The 17,424-nt window shown below is 70.6% G+C and carries 14 protein-coding genes; 9 read left to right on the top strand and 5 right to left on the bottom strand.

Translation table 11 applies throughout. The annotated features are described in order from the left end of the window. Positions 1-9: 9 nt before the first annotated feature. The 3 genes from ACFQU4_RS24900 to ACFQU4_RS24890 are packed head-to-tail and all read right to left on the bottom strand — an operon-like array spanning position 10 to position 3,319. Positions 10-741 carry an ABC transporter permease gene (locus tag ACFQU4_RS24900; protein ID WP_377497156.1) on the bottom strand — a complete coding sequence of 244 codons (732 nt, stop codon included), beginning with the start codon at positions 739-741 and terminating at the stop codon, positions 10-12. Between the two features lie 59 nt (positions 742-800). Further along, positions 801-1,802 carry an ABC transporter permease gene (locus ACFQU4_RS24895; protein ID WP_377497154.1) on the bottom strand — a complete coding sequence of 334 codons (1,002 nt, stop codon included), beginning with the start codon at positions 1,800-1,802 and terminating at the stop codon, positions 801-803. A gap of 2 nt (positions 1,803-1,804) precedes the next feature. Then, a complete protein-coding gene (locus ACFQU4_RS24890) occupies positions 1,805-3,319 on the bottom strand; it encodes an ABC transporter substrate-binding protein (RefSeq protein ID WP_377497152.1) in 1,515 nt (504 codons plus the stop codon). 159 nt (positions 3,320-3,478) lie between these two features. Here ACFQU4_RS24890 and ACFQU4_RS24885 point away from each other — a divergent pair, with 159 nt between their 5' ends. Further along, complete coding sequence (locus ACFQU4_RS24885; protein WP_377497149.1) at positions 3,479-4,414, top strand: GNAT family N-acetyltransferase; 936 nt, start codon at positions 3,479-3,481, stop codon at positions 4,412-4,414. Position 4,415: 1 nt separating this feature from the next. Here the strand turns inward: ACFQU4_RS24885 and ACFQU4_RS24880 are convergent, their stop codons facing one another. Further along, positions 4,416-5,213: a Rossmann-like domain-containing protein gene (locus ACFQU4_RS24880; protein ID WP_377497147.1), complete on the bottom strand. Its 798-nt coding sequence runs from the start codon at positions 5,211-5,213 to the stop codon at positions 4,416-4,418. An 86-nt stretch (positions 5,214-5,299) separates the two neighbouring features. Next, the gene (locus tag ACFQU4_RS24875; protein WP_377497145.1) at positions 5,300-6,394 is read right to left on the bottom strand and encodes a pyridoxal-phosphate dependent enzyme; all 1,095 of its coding nucleotides are present in this window, start codon (positions 6,392-6,394) and stop codon (positions 5,300-5,302) included. Positions 6,395-6,593: 199 nt separating this feature from the next. Between ACFQU4_RS24875 and ACFQU4_RS24870 the strand changes: the two genes are divergently transcribed. From ACFQU4_RS24870 to ACFQU4_RS24835, 8 genes are read left to right on the top strand one after another with little or no spacing between them, the layout of a single operon-like run. Continuing rightward, the gene (locus ACFQU4_RS24870; protein ID WP_377497143.1) at positions 6,594-7,847 is read left to right on the top strand and encodes a toxic anion resistance protein; all 1,254 of its coding nucleotides are present in this window, start codon (positions 6,594-6,596) and stop codon (positions 7,845-7,847) included. 5 nt (positions 7,848-7,852) lie between these two features. After that, positions 7,853-8,407, top strand: a complete 555-nt coding sequence (locus tag ACFQU4_RS24865) for a hypothetical protein (RefSeq protein ID WP_377497140.1) — start codon at positions 7,853-7,855, stop codon at positions 8,405-8,407. Between the two features lie 4 nt (positions 8,408-8,411). Further along, entirely contained in the window at positions 8,412-10,190 is a 1,779-nt protein-coding gene (locus tag ACFQU4_RS24860) for an AAA family ATPase (protein ID WP_377497138.1), read from the top strand. Further along, positions 10,187-11,518, top strand: coding sequence for a hypothetical protein (locus ACFQU4_RS24855; protein ID WP_377497136.1), 1,332 nt, complete (start codon positions 10,187-10,189; stop codon positions 11,516-11,518). Before ACFQU4_RS24860 ends, ACFQU4_RS24855 begins: the two co-directional genes overlap by 4 nt. Beyond that, the gene (locus ACFQU4_RS24850; protein ID WP_377497134.1) at positions 11,515-12,492 is read left to right on the top strand and encodes a glutamate ABC transporter substrate-binding protein; all 978 of its coding nucleotides are present in this window, start codon (positions 11,515-11,517) and stop codon (positions 12,490-12,492) included. The genes ACFQU4_RS24855 and ACFQU4_RS24850 overlap by 4 nt, the downstream gene beginning before the upstream one ends. After that, a complete protein-coding gene (locus ACFQU4_RS24845; protein WP_377497132.1) occupies positions 12,489-13,685 on the top strand; it encodes a hypothetical protein in 1,197 nt (398 codons plus the stop codon). The genes ACFQU4_RS24850 and ACFQU4_RS24845 overlap by 4 nt, the downstream gene beginning before the upstream one ends. Then, positions 13,682-16,123 (top strand): tetratricopeptide repeat protein, encoded by a 2,442-nt coding sequence (locus tag ACFQU4_RS24840; RefSeq protein ID WP_377497130.1) that lies wholly within the window; start codon positions 13,682-13,684, stop codon positions 16,121-16,123. The genes ACFQU4_RS24845 and ACFQU4_RS24840 overlap by 4 nt, the downstream gene beginning before the upstream one ends. After that, entirely contained in the window at positions 16,120-17,322 is a 1,203-nt protein-coding gene (locus tag ACFQU4_RS24835) for a protein phosphatase 2C domain-containing protein (protein WP_377497128.1), read from the top strand. Before ACFQU4_RS24840 ends, ACFQU4_RS24835 begins: the two co-directional genes overlap by 4 nt. The last annotated feature ends 102 nt before the right edge of the window (positions 17,323-17,424 follow it).

Below are 17,424 nucleotides of genomic sequence, written 5' to 3'. Positions count from 1 at the left end.
CGGGACCGTTCATCGGCGTGCCGCCCACCGGTCGGCCAGCAGATTGACACCCACGCCGAGGACTCCGATGCCCACCGCGGGGGCGATAACCGCGGCGGGGTTCACCGTGATTCCGGCGAGGGAGTCCGTGATCATCGACGCCCAGTCGGCGCCGTCACCGAGGGACGCGATGCCCAGGAACCCGGCCGTCACCAGGATGTACAGGGCGATCACGAAGCGGTTTCCCAGCTCGCCGAGCAGCGGAGCCCACAGGTTGGGCAGGATCTCGCTGATCGCGATCGCGACCCGACGCTCGCCTTCGACCAGGCTGACCTCGACAAACCCGGCGTCGAAGTAGCCGTCCGCCAGCGTTCGTACGAAGCGGGCCGTGAACGGGGTGTTGATCATGACCGCGATCAGTATCAGCGTCCAGATCCCCGGCGGCAGCACGTACCCGAGCACGATCATGCTCAGGATCGGCGGCACCACCAAGAAGACGTCCAACACCTGCACGGCCTGTCTCCCTCGACCCCGACGAGCCACCAACAGCAGCCCGATACCCACTCCTGCAACGGCCGCCAGGACGACTGCGATCAGCGGCACGACCAACAGCGGCCAGCCATAGCTGAGCAGCCGGCTCAGCACATCGCGGCCCACGGCATCGGTGCCGAGGGGGAAAGTCCCGCCGGGCGGCAGAAACGCCGCGGCCACCGACTGCTGCGGGTCATGCTGCGCGATCAACGGACCCACGATCACGATCACGGCGACGCCGCCAACCAAGATCACCGGGATCAGGGCTCCGGGGTCGACTCTCTTGCTGATCATGAAACACTCCGCCGGAACGGATCGGCCACCCGGGACAGCACATCCGACAGGGCGTACCCGATGATCGTGACCACGCTGAGCAGCAGCACGATGGCCATCACCACCGGCTGGTCCCGCCCACCGACCGCCGTGATCAACATCCGGCCCAGCCCGGGATACCCGAACAGTTGCTCGACCACCACCGCGCCACCGACCAGGTACGGGATGATGATCACGACCGCGCTGATCATCGGCCCGATCACCTGCGGCAGGACGTGCACACCCAGCACCCGGATCCGTCCGATGCCGTCGAGCAGTGCCGCCTCGACGTTCGGCCGCGCAGCCGCCGCGGCGACGATCCCGCGAACCAGCCGAAAGACGTAGCAGCCGGCGACGACCGCCAGCGTCGCCGCGGGCAAGATCAGAATGTCGGGCCGGTCGGCCAGCTGACCAGACGACGGCAGCAGCGAAACAGCCGGCACCGCCTTCAGCCACAGTGCGAACACCAAGATCAGGAAGATCCCGACGACGAACTCGGGCGTCGACAGCACCAGCAGCGCCGCCGCCGACAAGGCCCGGTCAGTCTTCCCGGCCGCGCGGTAGCCGGCTCGCACGCCGCCGCCGACACCGATGATCAACACACCGACAAAGGCCAAAGCGGCCAGGACGGCGGTGCGGTAGGAGGGCGCGGCCAACAGGTCCCCGACTGGTCTCCCCGAGACCAACGAGTGGCCGAAATCTCCGGTGGCGACCCCGCCGACCCAATCCAGGTAGCGCGACCAGGCCGGCCGGCTCAGCCCAAGCTCCTCCCGTAACGCCGCGAGCCGCTCGGGCGTGGCCCGCGGTCCGAGGAACTGAGTCGCCGCATCCCCGGGCGCGGCCTCCAGCAACGCGAACACCAGCACGCTCACAGCGACCGTGACGAGTCCCATCACACCGACCCGGATCAGGACGAACCGACCTAGTGACGCGTGGCCTACCAGCGTGCGATCAGGCGCACCCCCTGCGATGCCGTACATGACTAACCGAGGGTGGCCGAGCCGAACAAAGGCATGCCTTGATTCAGAACCACACCGCTGAACCCCTCGACTGCCCCGGACAGCTGGTTGCGGTAGCCCCAGATCAGGTAGCCGCCGTCCTCCCACTGCAGCCGCTGAAGTTGCTCCAGCGCCAGGGCACGCTCGGCTTCGTTGGCGCTGCCGCGGGCCACAGCGGCCAGCCGGGTGAACTCCTTCGGATCCCATCCGGTCTGCGCATAGGGATTGTCGGCTCCGTACCAGGCCTCGAGCCCCGCCAAGGGTCCCTGGTTGGCCGCGTACCACGCGATGACCTGTGACTCGTGCAGCCGATCCGGATCCGTGAAGAAGCTACTGGGATCCACCTCATTCAGCGTCACGGTCACGCCGACCTCCTGGAGCTGCTGCGCCAGTAGCTCAGCGGAAACCGTCAGGCCCGGGATCGACTCCGAAACCAGCACCGTCAATTCGGTGACGCCGGCAGCCCGCAGGATGCGGCGCGCCTCCGCCACGTCACGCTCCCGCTGCTCGAGTTCGCCGAGGTAGCCGGGCTGCCCCTTGCCGAACAGATCATTCCCGGTCTCTCCGTAGTCGCCGAGGACGACGCCGACCAACTGTTCCCGATCGACCGCGAGCTTCAGGGCCCGCCGAACCTGAGGATCATCGAACGGCGCGACCCTGGCGTTCAACGCGAAGTAGAACGCCCCGGCGTCTGCCACCCCGCTCTCCAGGAGCCGCAAGCCCGGCGAGGTGGCGATCGTCGCCGCCGTGCTGGTCGGAACGTCGAACGCGTAGTCGGCCTCCCCGGAGATCAGCGCGTTGACTCGAGCGGTCGGATCGTTCAGTTTCCTGATCTCGATCCTCGCGAGCTCGGCGGGACTCCCCCAATATTCAGCATGGCGGGTCAGCACCGCGCCACCATCGGAGGAGTAGCTCGTCAACTCGAACGGTCCACTGCACGAGGGCACGTCGGTGCTGCCCTTTCCGTCTTCGAAGACCACGCTCGCAGCCGATAGCACCGAGTCGACGAAGTCCGCCCGCGGCACTTTGAGCGGCACCGCCAGGGTGTGATCATCCACCGCCGCCATGCCATTCAGGTCGACGACGCTGTAGAACCCGCCGAACCCCGGACTCTGCGCGAAGTACCTCACGCTGGCAGCGACATCCGCTGCCGTCACCGGATCACCGTCGTGGAAGACCGCTTCGGGATGCAGCTTGATCATCCACTCGGTCGCGTCGGCGTTCGGCGTGATGTCCTCGGCCAGCACCGGGACGGATCTGCCGGCCTCCCTGATCACCAGGCTGTCGCACACGTTCTGAAGAACGACCCACGGGAAGTACGACTGCGCCGCGCCATAGTCGAGCGTCTCGTTCTCACTACCCAGCATCACGACTCGAACCGAGTCGGCGTCCTGGCCGCCGGCCGTGCCCGTACAACCTGTCAACAACAGCGCGCCCACACACAGCCCGACCGCAGCTGCCCGACCGGACCTCATCGACGACTTGCCATCCTGCCGCACCTCGACAACCTCCCGAGAAGCTCTTTGTACGTGAAAATCATTGTCGATAGCCGATTATGTTACAGATGTCACGAAAGTCCAAGCCCTGTGGCCGGACACAGCAGGACAGTTCGGGTTAGCGGAAGCCGTACGTCCGGAACGCCGTCTAAGGTCGCCGGCATGGAGCACGAGTTCACCGGTGAAGTCGTCGAATGGCGCGGGCCGTCGCCCTATTACTTCGTCCCGGTGCCCGATCGGGAGGCCGCCGAGATCAAGGCCGGGGCGAAGGCAGTCAGTTACGGCTGGGGCATGCTGCCGACCCAGGTCGCCCTCGGCGGCACGCGGTGGAAGACCTCGCTCTATCCGAAGGGCGACGGTTACTGGCTACCGCTACGCGATTCGGTACGCAAGCCGCTGGGCCTCGCCGCCGGCGACCCGGTGCAGGTCCGGCTCACCCTGGTGCTGCAGCCCAAGAAGCGACCACCGGCCAAGCGGCCGCGCACTCCCCGCCAGGTGGGCTCGCGGGAGCCAGTGACCGATGATCAACTTCGGGTCGCACCGGCCAACGAGGCGTCCTGGGACGACCTGCGCGCGATCTTCGACACCGGCGGAGATCCGGGTCGCTGCTGGTGCCAGCGGTTCCGGATGATGCCGAAGGAGTCCTGGGCCTCCGAAGGACCGGACGAGCTCGGTGCCCGGCTCCGGGACCAGACCGGCTGCGGCGACCGTACGGCTTCGGCGACGAGCGGCCTGGTCGGCTACCTCGACAATGAACCGGTCGGCTGGTGCGCGGTCGCGCCGCGGTCCGGCCACGCCCGGTTGCTGCGGGACTTCCGGATCCCCTGGCTGGGCCGCACCGAGGACCGGACCGACCCGACCGTCTGGGCACTGACCTGCTTCGTCACCCGGGCCGGCTACCGGCGCCGGGGCATCAGCCGCATCCTGGCCCGGGCCGCGGTCACCTTCGCCCGGGATCGCGGGGCCCGTGCCCTCGAGGGCTACCCGGACCTCGTCGACGGCGGCTTCGTCGGCACTCCCGACACCTTCACCGAGGCCGGCTTCACCGAGGTCAGCCGCCCCGGCCACCGCCGCGCCGTCCTGCGGATCGACTTCTGACTCAGTAGAGATAGAGCGTGGTCTCGTCGGCGCTGAACTGGGAGTACGGGAACGGCTCCGCGGACAGACCCGCCACACCGTCACCGAGGAACTCGCGGGCGACCGCCGAGCCGGTCTGCGCATAGACCAGCAGCGGCACGCCGCGCTCCCGGCACCGGGCCAGGATCGTGTCGAAGCTGCCGTTGCCGAGCGTCATCCCGGTCGCGACCACGACATCGGCGACGTCGAGCACCTCCCCCATCCGCGGCGTCACCGGGTCGCCCCAGCGGCTCTGCTTCAGGTTCAGGTCGCAGAGCAGCGGTTCCCCGCCGCGCTCGCGGATCGCCGCGACCAGCGGGTTGACCACCCCGATCAGGCCTACCCGGGCACCGGCCGCAGCCGGCAGCAGGCCGGCCACCGCGGCGTCCCGGGCAACGGCCCGGACCTCGGGCGGACCGGCCGGCAGCAGCACCGGCCGCGCCCTCGCGTCGGTTCGGTGCGGCCGCACCGAACCCAGGTAGGCGTCCAGGGCGGCGATCCGGAGCGGCTCCGGCCCGGCCGTCAGTAGCTCGGCGATCGAGCGACCGGAGGCCTCGGCACAGACGGCCGGGTCGACCGCGCCGGCCTCGAACGCGCAGCCGCCGAAGGCCGCGCCGACTCGGGCCAGCAGATAGTGATTGCGGTACGTCACGTCCTCGCCGGCCAGCCTGGTGCCGTGGTGCAGCCAGAACACGCTGGTCGCGTGGACCTCGGCCGGATCCGGCCCGTGCCGACCCGCCAGCACGTCCTTGATCAAACCGGCAACCGGACCCTCACCCATGCGTTCCCCCGTACGCTCGTCGACTCGATCTCCCCCACCATGCTGCCTGACGCAGCCTGGCTCGGGTCGCTCAGTTCATGATCATCTCAGGCCGCCCCACCGGCCCGCGCGAGCCGTACCCGCTCGGCCAGCGGACCGGTCCAGTCGGCCACCGACCAGGGCGGTGCCAGCTCGTCCGGCTGCCGGACCGCGAGCGGTGACAACTCCTCGACGGACGGCACCTCGCGGTGCCCGGCGTAGGCCGCGGAGACGTACCGGTGCCCGGTGTCCGGCGCCAGGAAGACGACGGTGCGCCCCGGTTCGCGGCAGCGCTCCCAGCGGGACACCAGGTAGGCGGCGCCGGCGGACAGCCCGGCGAAGATCGCCCCGTCCCGGAGCAGCCCGATCGCGCCGGCCCTGGCGTAGCTGAAGCCGACCCAGTGGATCCGGTGATAGAGCTCGTGCCGTACGTTCGCGAACTCGATCGAGCTGCCGATGCCCGCGATGATCATGTCCGGATCCTCGGTGTGCTCGGCACCGAAGGTACGGCTGCCGAAGGGCTGGATCCCGATCGACAGCACGTCCCGGCCGGCCGACCGCAACCCCTCGGCCATCGCCCCGGTCGAGGCGCCGGTGCCGATCCCGCCGACCAGCGTGACCGGCCCGGCCGGCAGCCGCCGGTGCAGTCCCGCCGCCACCTCCGCATAGCCGTGGTAGTGGATCGGGTCGTGGTACTGGCGCATCCAGTGATAGCGGGGATGTTCGGCGAGCAGCCGGGTGATCCGGTCCACCCGGCGGGCCTGGTCCAGCTTCAGGTCGCTGGACGGCGGCATCCGTTCCAGGGTGGCGCCGAGGATCTCCAACTGGACGCCGAGTGTCTCCTCGACCGTGGCCGACCCGACGATGTGGCACCGCATTCCATAGCGGTGGCAGGCCAGCGCCAGGGCCAGCGCGTAGATCCCGCTCGAGCTGTCCACCAGGGTGTCGCCGCGGCGGATCCGGCCGGTGTCCAGCAGCTGCCGTACGGCACCGAGGGCCGATCTGACCTTCATCACCTCGAAGCGCAGGCAGACCAGGTCCGGCGCCAGCCGCACCGGATCGGGATCCGCCATCGCATCGGTGATGTGATCATGGATGCCCTGCCGGCCCCATTCATGATCATCGAGGTCCACGCCACCGTCCTTCGCAGAATCGTCCCGCACCGTTCCGTGTGCCGTCCCCCGAGCTTGATCACCATCCGGCCCCACCCATCTTAATGAGAATGGTTGTCATTCGCTCAACAGGGTCACGGAGATAACCCGGGGAACCCGCCTGCTGATCCACCTCTCCGGGTAGATTTGCACCGAAATCCCCACGGCCCAGCAGGTAGACGGCGCGTCAGCGCCGAGGAGAGGAAGCTTGATGACCGACCCGACCCAGCCCGGCGCCGCAGCGCCAGCGCCGCTGACCCCGCCCGCCGGGCAGGCGTTGACGTTGACGCCCCCGGCCCCGGTCGCGCCGATCCAGCACACCTCGGCTCCGGCCATGGCACCGAAGGTGGACGAGGCCCAGCTGCCCGAACTGAACGGGAAGGTGGACGGCTTCCTCGACGCGGTTCTGCAGGCGCAGCCCAAGTCGCCCGAGTTCGAGGCCCAGGCGGCCAACGTCCGGACCATGGGCGACGCCGACATCCGCCGGTCGGCCGAGAGCTCGAACCGGCTGCTGGAGAAGCCGGTCAAGTCGCTCCAGGACGGTGCCCTGGCCGAGGGCTCCAAGGTCGGCAACACGCTGCTCGATCTTCGTCGCACCGTCGAGGAGCTGGACCCGAGCGGTGCCCAGGGCGCGAAGAAGTTCCTCGGCTTCCTGCCGTTCGGCGACAAGATCGTCGACTACTTCCGCAAGTACCAGGACGCCCAGTCGCACCTGAACGGGATCTTGCACAGCCTGCGCAACGGCCAGGACGAACTGGCCAAGGACAACGTCGCACTGAACATGGAGAAGCAGCACCTGTGGGAGACCATGGGCCGGCTGAACTCGTACGTCTACATCGCCGAACGACTGGACGCCCGGCTGTCGGCCAAGATCGCCGAGCTCGAGGTCTCCGACCCGGAACGGGCGAAGGCGCTGAACACCGACGTCCTCTTCTACGTCCGGCAGAAGCACCAGGACCTGCTCACCCAGCTCGCCGTGTCGATCCAGGGCTACCTGGCGATCGACGTGATCATCAAGAACAACATCGAGTTGATCAAGGGCGTCGACCGGGCCTCCACCACCACCGTGGCGGCGCTGCGGACCGCCGTGATCGTCGCGCAGGCGCTGAACAACCAGAAGCTGGTCCTTGATCAGATCTCGGCCCTGAACACCACCACGTCCGATCTGATCCAGCGGACCTCGGAGATGATGCGGGACAACTCGGCGCAGATCCAGCAGCAGGCCGCGTCGTCGACGATCGGGCTGCCGCAGCTGCAGGCCGCGTTCCAGAACATCTACCAGACCATGGACTCGATCGATCAGTTCAAGGCCGGAGCGCTGGACTCGATGGCCCAGACCATCGGCGTGCTGGAGAACGAGGTCGCCCAGTCGCGCAGCTATCTCGACCGGGTCCAGTCCGCCGACCAGCGGATCGCCGCCGGCAGTCTGGAGATCGACGGGGGCGCCCCGGGTGGGGCGCGCTAGCGACGATGGGAATCCGGGACTGGTTCGGCCGGGTCTTCGGGCGCGAACCCGAGCAGCCCGAGCCCGAGGAGCAGCGGCCGAGCGCGCCGACGGCGCAGGACATCGAGGCGGCGCTGCAACGGGTCGAGGAGTTGGTGGCCGGCGGCGCGGTGCCGACCGTGGTCACCTCGCGGGTGCGCCGGGTCGCCAAGACGGTACGGGAGACGATCCCGCGGCTGGCCAATCTCGGGATGGGCAGCCCGCAGGCGTACTCGGTGGTGGCGACGGCGACCGACTATCTGCCCGAGGCGCTCGGCGGCTATCTGCGGCTGCCCCGGGACTGGGCCGACTCGCGGCCGATCGAGAACGGCAAGACGTCGCTGATGCTGCTGATCGATCAACTCGATCTGCTCGGCTCGACTATGGACAAGATCTTCGACGCGGTGGTCCGGGTCGACGCGGACGCGCTGATCGCGCACGGCCGGTTCCTGCAGGAGAAGTTCGGTACGCCGGGCTCGGCACCGCGACCGGCCCCGGTACAACCACCGCCCGAACCTCGCAGCACGTTGGACCTGGGGTGATTCGATGAGCGACTCCGTGACCGACCCGGTGCCGCCGCTGGACCGGGCCCTGGCCCGACTGAGCCGGATCGCCGAGGGCGCCGGCCAGGACGCGGCCGAGGCCAGGACCGAGGGCGAGGCGCTGGCCGCGGCCGTCGCCGAGTCCTCGCCGCGGGCCCACGTCGACTGGTCCCAGCGGACCGGCCGGGCCGAACTGCCGGCCGACCAGCAGGCCCAGGCGTTCTTCGACGCCGCCTCGCGCGGCCGCAAGTGGCGCTCTGCGCCGACCCTGGTGCTGAGCCGGCTGGTCGCCGCCCGGTCCGCCGCGGCCGCCGAGTACGCGGAGGCGCTGGCCGCGGTCACCGCCGCCGCCTGCGATCTCGGCTCCGGCGGCATGCGGGTGGTCGGCAACGCGTCGGTCGCGGCGTCCGTACAACTGGGTGCGGTCCGGCCCAAGGCCCCGATCGCTCCCTCACCGACGCCGCCCGCGCCCGCCGATCTCGCGGCCGCGGCTCCCGAGGCGGACCCGACCGGCACGGTGAACCCGATCCTGACCGCGCTCCGGCTGACCGGGACGAACCTGTCCGAGCTGGCGCAGCCGCTGCTCCGGCGGATGGAGCAGCTGGACCGGCAGCGGAGTACGGGCTCCACGCTCGACCTGAAGCCCGGCGACCCGCTGCTGCCCGTACTCCCGGATCCGTCGGCCGCCCAGCAGCCGACCGCCGCGGCGCCGACCCAGCCGACGACCACCGATCCCGCGGCGGGTGCGGCCCAGCCGCAGACCGAGGCGGCGACCGAGGCCGCGGCCGAACCGGAGCCCGAGGAGGAGCCGAAGTCGCTGGACGAACTGCTCGCGGAACTGGACGCGCTGACCGGCCTGGCCGAGGTGAAGTCGGAGATCCACCGGCAGGTCGCGGTGCTCCGGGTCGAGGGCCTGCGCAGCAAGGCCGGACTGAACTCGCCGACGATCACCCGGCACCTCGTCTTCGTCGGCAATCCGGGCACCGGCAAGACCACGGTGGCTCGGCTGGTCGGCGGCATCTACCGCGCGCTCGGCGTACTCAGCAAGGGCCAGCTGGTCGAGGTCGACCGGTCCGAACTGGTCGCCGGCTATCTCGGCCAGACCGCGATCAAGACCGCCGAGGTGGTCAAGTCGGCGATCGGCGGCGTGCTCTTCATCGACGAGGCCTACAGCCTGTCCGGCGACGAGGACGGCCCGCCGGACCAGTACGGCAAGGAGGCCATCGACACGCTGGTCAAGGAGATGGAGGACAACCGGGACGACCTGGTGCTGATCGTCGCCGGCTACCCGCAGCCGATGAGCGGCTTCATCTCCCGCAACCCCGGCCTGTCCAGCCGCTTCCGGACCACCATCGAGTTCGCCGACTACGCCGACGAGGAACTGCTCGACATCTTCACCTCGATGGCCGAAGAGGCCGACTACGACGTCACCGACCGGTGCCGGAAGCGGTTCGCGATGATCTTGGCGATCACGCCCCGCGGCCCGTCGTTCGGCAACGCCCGGTTCGCCCGGAACCATCTCGAGGCCGCGATCGGCCGGCACGCCTGGCGGCTGCGCGACATCGACGAGCCGACCCTGGAACAGCTGCGCGCGCTGGAGCCGGAAGACTTGGACGACCACGCCGACGACCCGGACCCGGAAGCGGAGCCGGGCGACGCCGGTGAACCGGCGCCGAGCGAGGCGGCGGCGAGTGAGCCGGACAGCGTGAGTGAACCGGTGCCAGACGAAGATCAGGAGCCGGCCGGGTCGACCGACGACCCGCCCAAGGAGGACCAACGATGAGCCAGTCAGCCGCCGGGCCGCCCGCGGCGCAGTCGGCCACCGCGACCGCGCCCGCACCGGCCCCGGCCGGTCAGCCCGCGGCCGTAGTGCCGGTCGGTCAGTCCGCGGTCGCCGTACCCGCGTCCGCCGAGCAGCCCAGCCTGACGCCGCGCCGGCTGCGCCAGCTGATGGTCGCCCTGGTTGTCGGCGCGCTGCTGTTCGGCGTGCTCGGCGCGGTCGGCCTCGGCCTGCAGGCGTACGCGCTCGGCAAGGCCGAGGAGAACACGGCCCAGCTGATCCGGGTGCAGGAGATCCAGACCCACCTGCTCACCGCCGACGCCACGGCCACCAACGCCTTCCTGGTCGGCGGCCTGGAACCGCCGGCCCAGCGGGAGACCTACGACGCGGCGATCAGCAACGTGAACCGGCTGATCGTCGACGCCTCCGACGCGCAGCCGGCCGACGCCGAGGTACTGCAGGCGCTGAACACCCAGGTCAACCTCTACACGGTGGCGATCGAGGAGGCCCGGGCCAACAACCGGCAGGGCTTCCCGGTCGGCGCCCAGTACCTCCGCGAGGCCAGCGCCCAGCTCCGCACCGACGCGCTGCCGATCTTGGACAACCTGGTCGCCGCCAACACGGAGCGGGCCGACCGGGAGATGTCGGCGACCCACCCGCTGATGTTCCAGATCGCGGCCGTCCTGATCTTGATCGGGTACGTCCTCGCGATGATCTGGCTGGCCCGGCGGTTCAAGCGGACGATCAACATCGGAGTGCTGGTCGGCGGGATCACGCTGCTGCTCTCCTTGATCATCGGCGGGATCGTCGTCAGCGCTACCGGAAGCGCGGTGAACGGCCTGCGCGACGGCGCCTTCACCGACGTCACCGCCGCTGCCGAGGCCCGGATCGAGGCGGGTGACGCCAAGTCCAACGAGAGCCTGACCTTGATCGCCCGCGGCAGCGGCTCGGCGTTCGAGAAGGCCTGGCAGGAGTCGTCCGCCGAGGTGGCGAAACAGTTGCAGGGACTCGGGGTCAACGATCTGCGGCAGACCTGGACCACCTACAGCGGCGTCCATGAGGAGATCCGGAAGCTCGACGACGGCGGCAACTGGGACGGGGCCGTCGAGGTCGCCACCGGCACCGGCGAGGGCACCTCCAACCACGCGTACAACGCGTTCGACTCGGCCCTCGCGAGCTACATCTCCGACACCGGCCAGGAGACCCGGAGCGGCCTCAACGGGCCCGGGGTCGTCTTGATCATCGGCGCCGGACTGATCTTCGTCGGCGGCATCGTCGCCGCCGCGTTCGCCCGCCGCGGCGTGGCCGTCCGACTGAGGGAGTACCAATGATCACCGGGAGCCGGCTGGTCCGGCTGACGCTGGCCGCGCTGAGCGGGCTGGCGATCATGATCGCCGCTGGCTGCGGCTACTCCGCCACCCAACTGCCGCAGCAGACACCGAGTGCGGCACCGAGCACCGGCGCACCGACGCAGGCGCCGCAGTGCAGCAATCCGCTCGCGTCGTACCAGCCGGAGGGCGCCCTGCCGAAGGCGGGCGCGATGCCGGCCGGCAGCACGATGAGCAAGATCGTCCAGCGCGGCCGGGTGATCGCCGGAGTCTCGGCCGACACCTATCTGCTCGGATCACGGAACCCGCTCACCGGCAAGATCGAGGGCTTCGACATCGACATGGTGAAGGCCGTCGCCAAGGCGATCTTCGGCGACGAGACCAAGTACGAACTGCGGGTGATCACCGCCGCCGACCGGATCAAGGTGCTGACCGAGGGCGACGTCGACATCGTGGTCCGCAACATGACGATCAACTGCGACCGCTGGGAGCAGATCGCGTTCTCCACCGTCTACTACCAGTCGGGCCAGAAGATCATGGTCCGCAAGGGATCCGAGGCGACGACGCTGGCCGACCTCAAGGGTCAGAAGGTCTGTGCCCCGAACGGGACGTCGAGCATGCAGAACCTGGTCGAGCAGGCGCCGGACGCGATCCCGGTGCCGGCGAACAACCACACCGGGTGCCTGGTCCTGTTCCAGCGCGGCGAGGTGGACGCGATCACCGGTGACGACACCGTGCTGGCCGGGCTCGCCGCCCAGGACCCGTACGCGTTCGTACCGAAGCAGAAGGCGTTCACGGCCGAGCCGTACGGGATCGGGATCAACCCCAGCCAGGTCGACCTGGTCCGCTTCGTCAACGGCGTGCTGGACCAGATGCGCACCGACGGCGCCTGGGCCAAGACGTACAACCGCTGGCTCGCCGCACCGCTCGGCCCGGCGCCGCAGCCGCCCAAGGCCACGTACGGCAGGACCCCGTGACGGTCGACCCCGCGCTGCAGGTGAGCGGAGCACCGGCCGTCGCGCCGCCCGCACCGGGCCGGCTCGGCGAGCCGCTGCCGTTGTCCGCCGCCGCGAAGTACGTCGAGGCGCTCGGCCGCTGGCGGGACGGCCGCCGGCTGGAGCTTGATCAACTCGACCGCGCGGCGTTGCAGGGCGCGGCCCAGCAGAGCGCCGGCGGCAGCATCGACGTGACCCACGACATCACGCTGTCGATGGCGCTCTGGAAGGCCGCCTCGGACCGGTACGAACTGCTCCGGGCCACCTGGGACGGCGGCCGCGCCGGCGAGGCGGAACGGGAGCGGATGGCGACCCTGATCTGGGGCCGGCTGGACGCGACGGTCGACCCGGCGCTGCTGGCCCGGGCGGGCAGCTCCGGCCTGGCCGTCTCGCTGCCGGAGGCGTGCCGGCTGTCCGACGCGCTGGCCGGGCAGCTGCGCGAACGACTCGCGCTGGAGACCTCCGGGCTCGAGGTGGCGGAACGGATCCGGCAGCTGCGGATCCAGTTGGAACGGATCCGGGACCAGGTCGGCCTGGAGCCCGCCGGGGCCGGGCAGCAGCAGCTGGCCGGGCAGCAGGCCCGGCTCGGCCGGCGGCTCAAGGAGATCGGCGAGAAGGCGGCCCGCGGCGGCGACGTCGGCGGCCTGCTCGGGCCGATCGAGATCGAGGTCGCGACCTTCGAACGGGACCTGATCGTCGCCGCGGCGACCCGGCGCGAGGCCGGCGCCAAGGTCGACCAGGCGCGCGACCTGCTGGCCGAGCTGACCGCCCGCGAGCAGGCGCTGCGGACCCTGGTCCGGCGCTGCGTCGAGACGGTCGACCCGGCGCCGCACTACGCCGTGCCCGAGGTGTCGGCACTCGGCCCGGTGCCGAACACGCTGGCCCGGCTGGACCCGTTCCTGGAGCGGCTCGGCAAGGTGTCCCAGGCGATGAACGTGGTGGCGGACGCGTACACCGGCGCGCTGCGGGACCACGAGGAACTGGTCGGCCGGCTGGACGCGTTCCGGGCCAAGGCGACCAGCCTCGGCCATGCCGGGACGGCCGAGCTGCAGGAGGCGTACCGGTGGGCCGAGGGCGAGCTGAACCGGGGCCCGGCGCGGCTCCGGATCGCCCGTCAGCTGGTCGAGCTGTATCAGAGCTATCTCGAGGTGCAGGCGCCGAGGAGGAGCGAATGACCGCGTGTTCCCAGCCGGGGTGTTCCGGCACGATCGTCGACGGCTACTGCGATGTCTGTGGCTCGCCGGGCAGCGTGCTCGGCACCGCGACCCTGCCGAGCAGCTGCACCCAGCCGGGCTGCGGCGGCACCATCGTCGACGGCTATTGCGACGTCTGCGGTTCGCCGGCCGACGCCTCCGCCTCGGCCGCGGCGCCGGCCACCGAAGCCCCCGGCCCGTCGACCGCCCCCTCCCCGGACGGCGGGGTCGCCAACCCGGCCTGGACCCCGACCACTCCCCCGGTCAGCCCGCCGTCCGTACCGACCCAGGCCGGATCGGGCGACGGTTCCGGCGCGGCCGCGACCGCCGGCGTCGGCTCGACGATCACCCGCAGTTCCAGCCGGCTGGACTCGACCGCCCTCGGCTCCAAGCGGGCCCGCGGCAGCGGCTCCACGACGACCCGGCGCACCCACTCCGGCTCGACCCGGCTCCGGGCCGCCCGGCTCGGCGCCGGCCTGACCCGGGTGCCCCCGGCGCCCAAGGTCGACGCGTCGAAGGTGATCATGCGCAACCCGGAGGTGCCGGAGAACAAGCGCTCCTGCCCCTCCTGCGGCGCCGCGGTCGGCCGCTCCCGGGACGGCCGTCCCGGCCGTACCGAAGGGTTCTGCGCGAAGTGCCGCAACCCGTTCTCGTTCACCCCGAAGCTGCAGCCGGGCGAACTGGTGGCCGGCCAGTACGAGGTCGCGGGCTGCCTCGCCCACGGCGGCCTGGGCTGGATCTACCTGGCCCGGGACAAGAACGTGTCGAACCGCTGGGTGGTCCTCAAGGGCCTGCTGAACAGCGGCGACAAGGACGCCCAGCAGGCCGCGATCAGCGAGCGCCAGTTCCTGGCCCAGGTGCAGCACCCGTTGATCTTGGAGATCTACAACTTCGTCGAGCACGACGGCGCCGGCTACATCGTGATGGAGTACGTCGGCGGGTCGTCGCTGAAGGACATCCTCAAGCAGCGGATGCGGGACAACGGCGGCGCCTATGACCCGATGCCGGTGGACCAGGCGATCGCGTACATCCTCGAGGTGCTGCCGGCCTTCCAATATCTTCATGATCACGGACTGGTCTACTGCGACTTCAAGCCGGACAACCTGATCCAGATCGGCGACGCGATCAAGCTGATCGACCTCGGTGGCGTCCGGCGGATCGACGACGAGGAGTCGGCGATCTACGGCACGGTCGGCTACCAGGCGCCCGAGGTCGCCGAGGTGGGCACCTCGGTCGCCTCCGACGTCTACACGATCGGCCGCACGCTGACCGTGTTGATCATGGAGTTCCGCGGCTACCAGACCGCGTACGTGAACCGGCTGCCCGAGGTGCAGAACACCCCGGTGTTCCAGCAGTACGACTCGCTCTACCGGCTGCTGGCCAAGGCCTGCGCGGCGGACCCGGCGGACCGGTTCGCGACCGTCGACGAGTTGCGGGTCCAGCTGCTCGGCGTACTCCGCGAGGTGGTGGCGTCCAAGACGGAAGGCACCGCGCTGACCTCCGCGCCCTCGGTGCTGTTCGAGACGCCGGCGATCACCGGCGACCGACTGGAGTGGCACGAGCTGCCGCACCTGCGCCAGGACACCACCGATCCGCAGTACCCGTGGCTGGCCAACCTCGCCGTGGAGGATCCGGGCGCCCGGCTGCAGGCGCTCGAGCTGGCCCCGGGCGACTCGGCCGAGATCCGGCTGGCGCGGGCCCGGGCGGCCCTGCAACTGAACGATTCGGCCCTGGTCGAGCGGTACACGAACGAGATGCTCACCGAGGATCCCTGGGAATGGCGGGCGCTCTGGATCAGCGGGCTGTCCGCGCTGCAGCAGGAGGACTTCCCGTCCGCCCAGGCCGCGTTCAACGCGGTCTACGGCCAGGTGCCCGGCGAGTTGGCGCCGAAGCTGGCGCTGGCGGCGGCGTGCGAGGAGGACGCGTACGACATCGCCGAGGTGCTCTACCAGGTCTGCGCCAGCACCGATGCCAACTATCTCGGCCCGGCTGCGTTCGGGCTGGCCCGGATCCGGGTCGGGGTCCGCGGCGACGTGACCGGCGCGGTCGCGGCGCTGGACCTGATCCCGTCCACCAGCCACGGCTACACCGAGGCGCGGCGGCAGCGTGCCGAACTGCTGTACCAGCACGGTTCCGACCTCAGCTCGCTGTCCGCCGCGGCCGACAGCCTGCGCGGCGTCCGGATCGACCGGCGCGAGCGGTCCCAGCTGACCGCGATGATCTTGGTCAAGGCGCTCGACCTGGTCCAGAACGGTGCCAAGTCGACCGTCCGGATCGGCGACATCCCGGCGGACCCGAAGTCCCTGCGGGACGGGCTCGAGACCGCCTATCGTGATCTCGCGCGGTCGGCCCCCGATGAGCCGACCCGGTATCGCCTGGTCGACGAAGCCAACCGTGTACGGAGGTGGAGCCTGCAATGAGCCCGGAGCCCGAGACAAGCCCAGTCGAGGCCGGTGCGCCCGCGGCAGCGGGTTCGCAGACCTGTCCCAATCCCGACTGCCGGGCCGAGGTGCCGGCGGACGCCTCGTACTGCGAGGTGTGCGGGGCGGAACTGAGCCCGACCGCGGCGCCGGCCGATGCCGGCGACTCCGGGGAGGAACTGCCGATCACGCTGTCCCGGTCGTTCCGGGCCGAGCAGACGGACGAGCCCGTCGTGGCTCCGCCCCGTACCTGCAAGGAGTGCGGCGGCGAGATCGGCGCCGACGACTACTGCCTGACCTGCGGGACGAAGGCGCCGCGGGAACGGGACCACTACACCGAGCAGCCGGCGCCGTGGGTCGCGGCCGTCTGCGACCGCGGGATCCGGCACCACCGCAACGAGGACGCCTCGGCGATCGCCGCCGACCCGGAGCCCGATTCGCGGGCCGTGCTGGTCGTCTGCGACGGTGTGTCGACCTCGCCCAACTCGGACGTGGCCAGCCTGGCCGCGGCGCGGGCCGCGCGGGACGTGCTGGAGGCGCACCGGGCCACCGGGATGGGCACCCTGGAGAGCCGCGCCGCGGCGCTGACCCAGGCCCTGCAGGCGGCCGCGGTCCAGGCCAACGCCGCCGTCCTGGACGCGTCGGCGGCGCTCGAGGCCGAGGCCAAGGCGCGCGCCGCCGAGCAGGCCGGCGGTCCGGATGACAGCGCCGCTCCGGAGCCGACCGAGCCGGTCAACACGCCGTCCTGCACGTTCGTCGCGGCCGTCGTCGAACCGGATCTGATCATGGTCGGCAACGTCGGCGACAGCCGCGCCTACTGGATCCCGGATCCGGGCACCGGCGAGCCGCAACTGCTGAGCGTCGACGACTCGGTGGCCCAGGCCCGGATCGACATGGGCGTGCCGCGGGAGCAGGCCGAGAACGGGCCGCAGGCGCACGCGATCACCAAGTGGTTCGGCCGCGACTCACCCGATGTCATGCCGCGCACCGCCAAGGTGACCGTGACCGGGGCGGGCTGGGTGATGGTCGTCTCCGATGGCCTCTGGAACTACGTGTCCGAGGCGGCCGATCTGCAGAAGCTGGTCGGCGAGCTGGCGATCACCGAGCCGTTGCCGCTGGCCGAGGCGCTGGTCGCCTGGGCGAACGAGCAGGGCGGCAAGGACAACATCACGGTCGCCCTCGCTCGTCGTACCGGCTGAGAAATCCGCCGACCGATCTCGGCCGGCGGCAGCGCGGGGCCCCGCGCTGCGCCCGGCGGGACGGCATACTGTGAGACCGACCACTGAGGGGACGAAGGGGAG

Origin of the sequence: Microlunatus sp. GCM10028923, assembly GCF_042666975.1 — a bacterium.
In the GTDB taxonomy this organism is placed as follows: domain Bacteria; phylum Actinomycetota; class Actinomycetes; order Propionibacteriales; family Propionibacteriaceae; genus Microlunatus.
The sequence above is the reverse complement of the archived record's forward strand: the minus strand, read 5'-3'. Positions and strand labels throughout refer to the sequence as shown.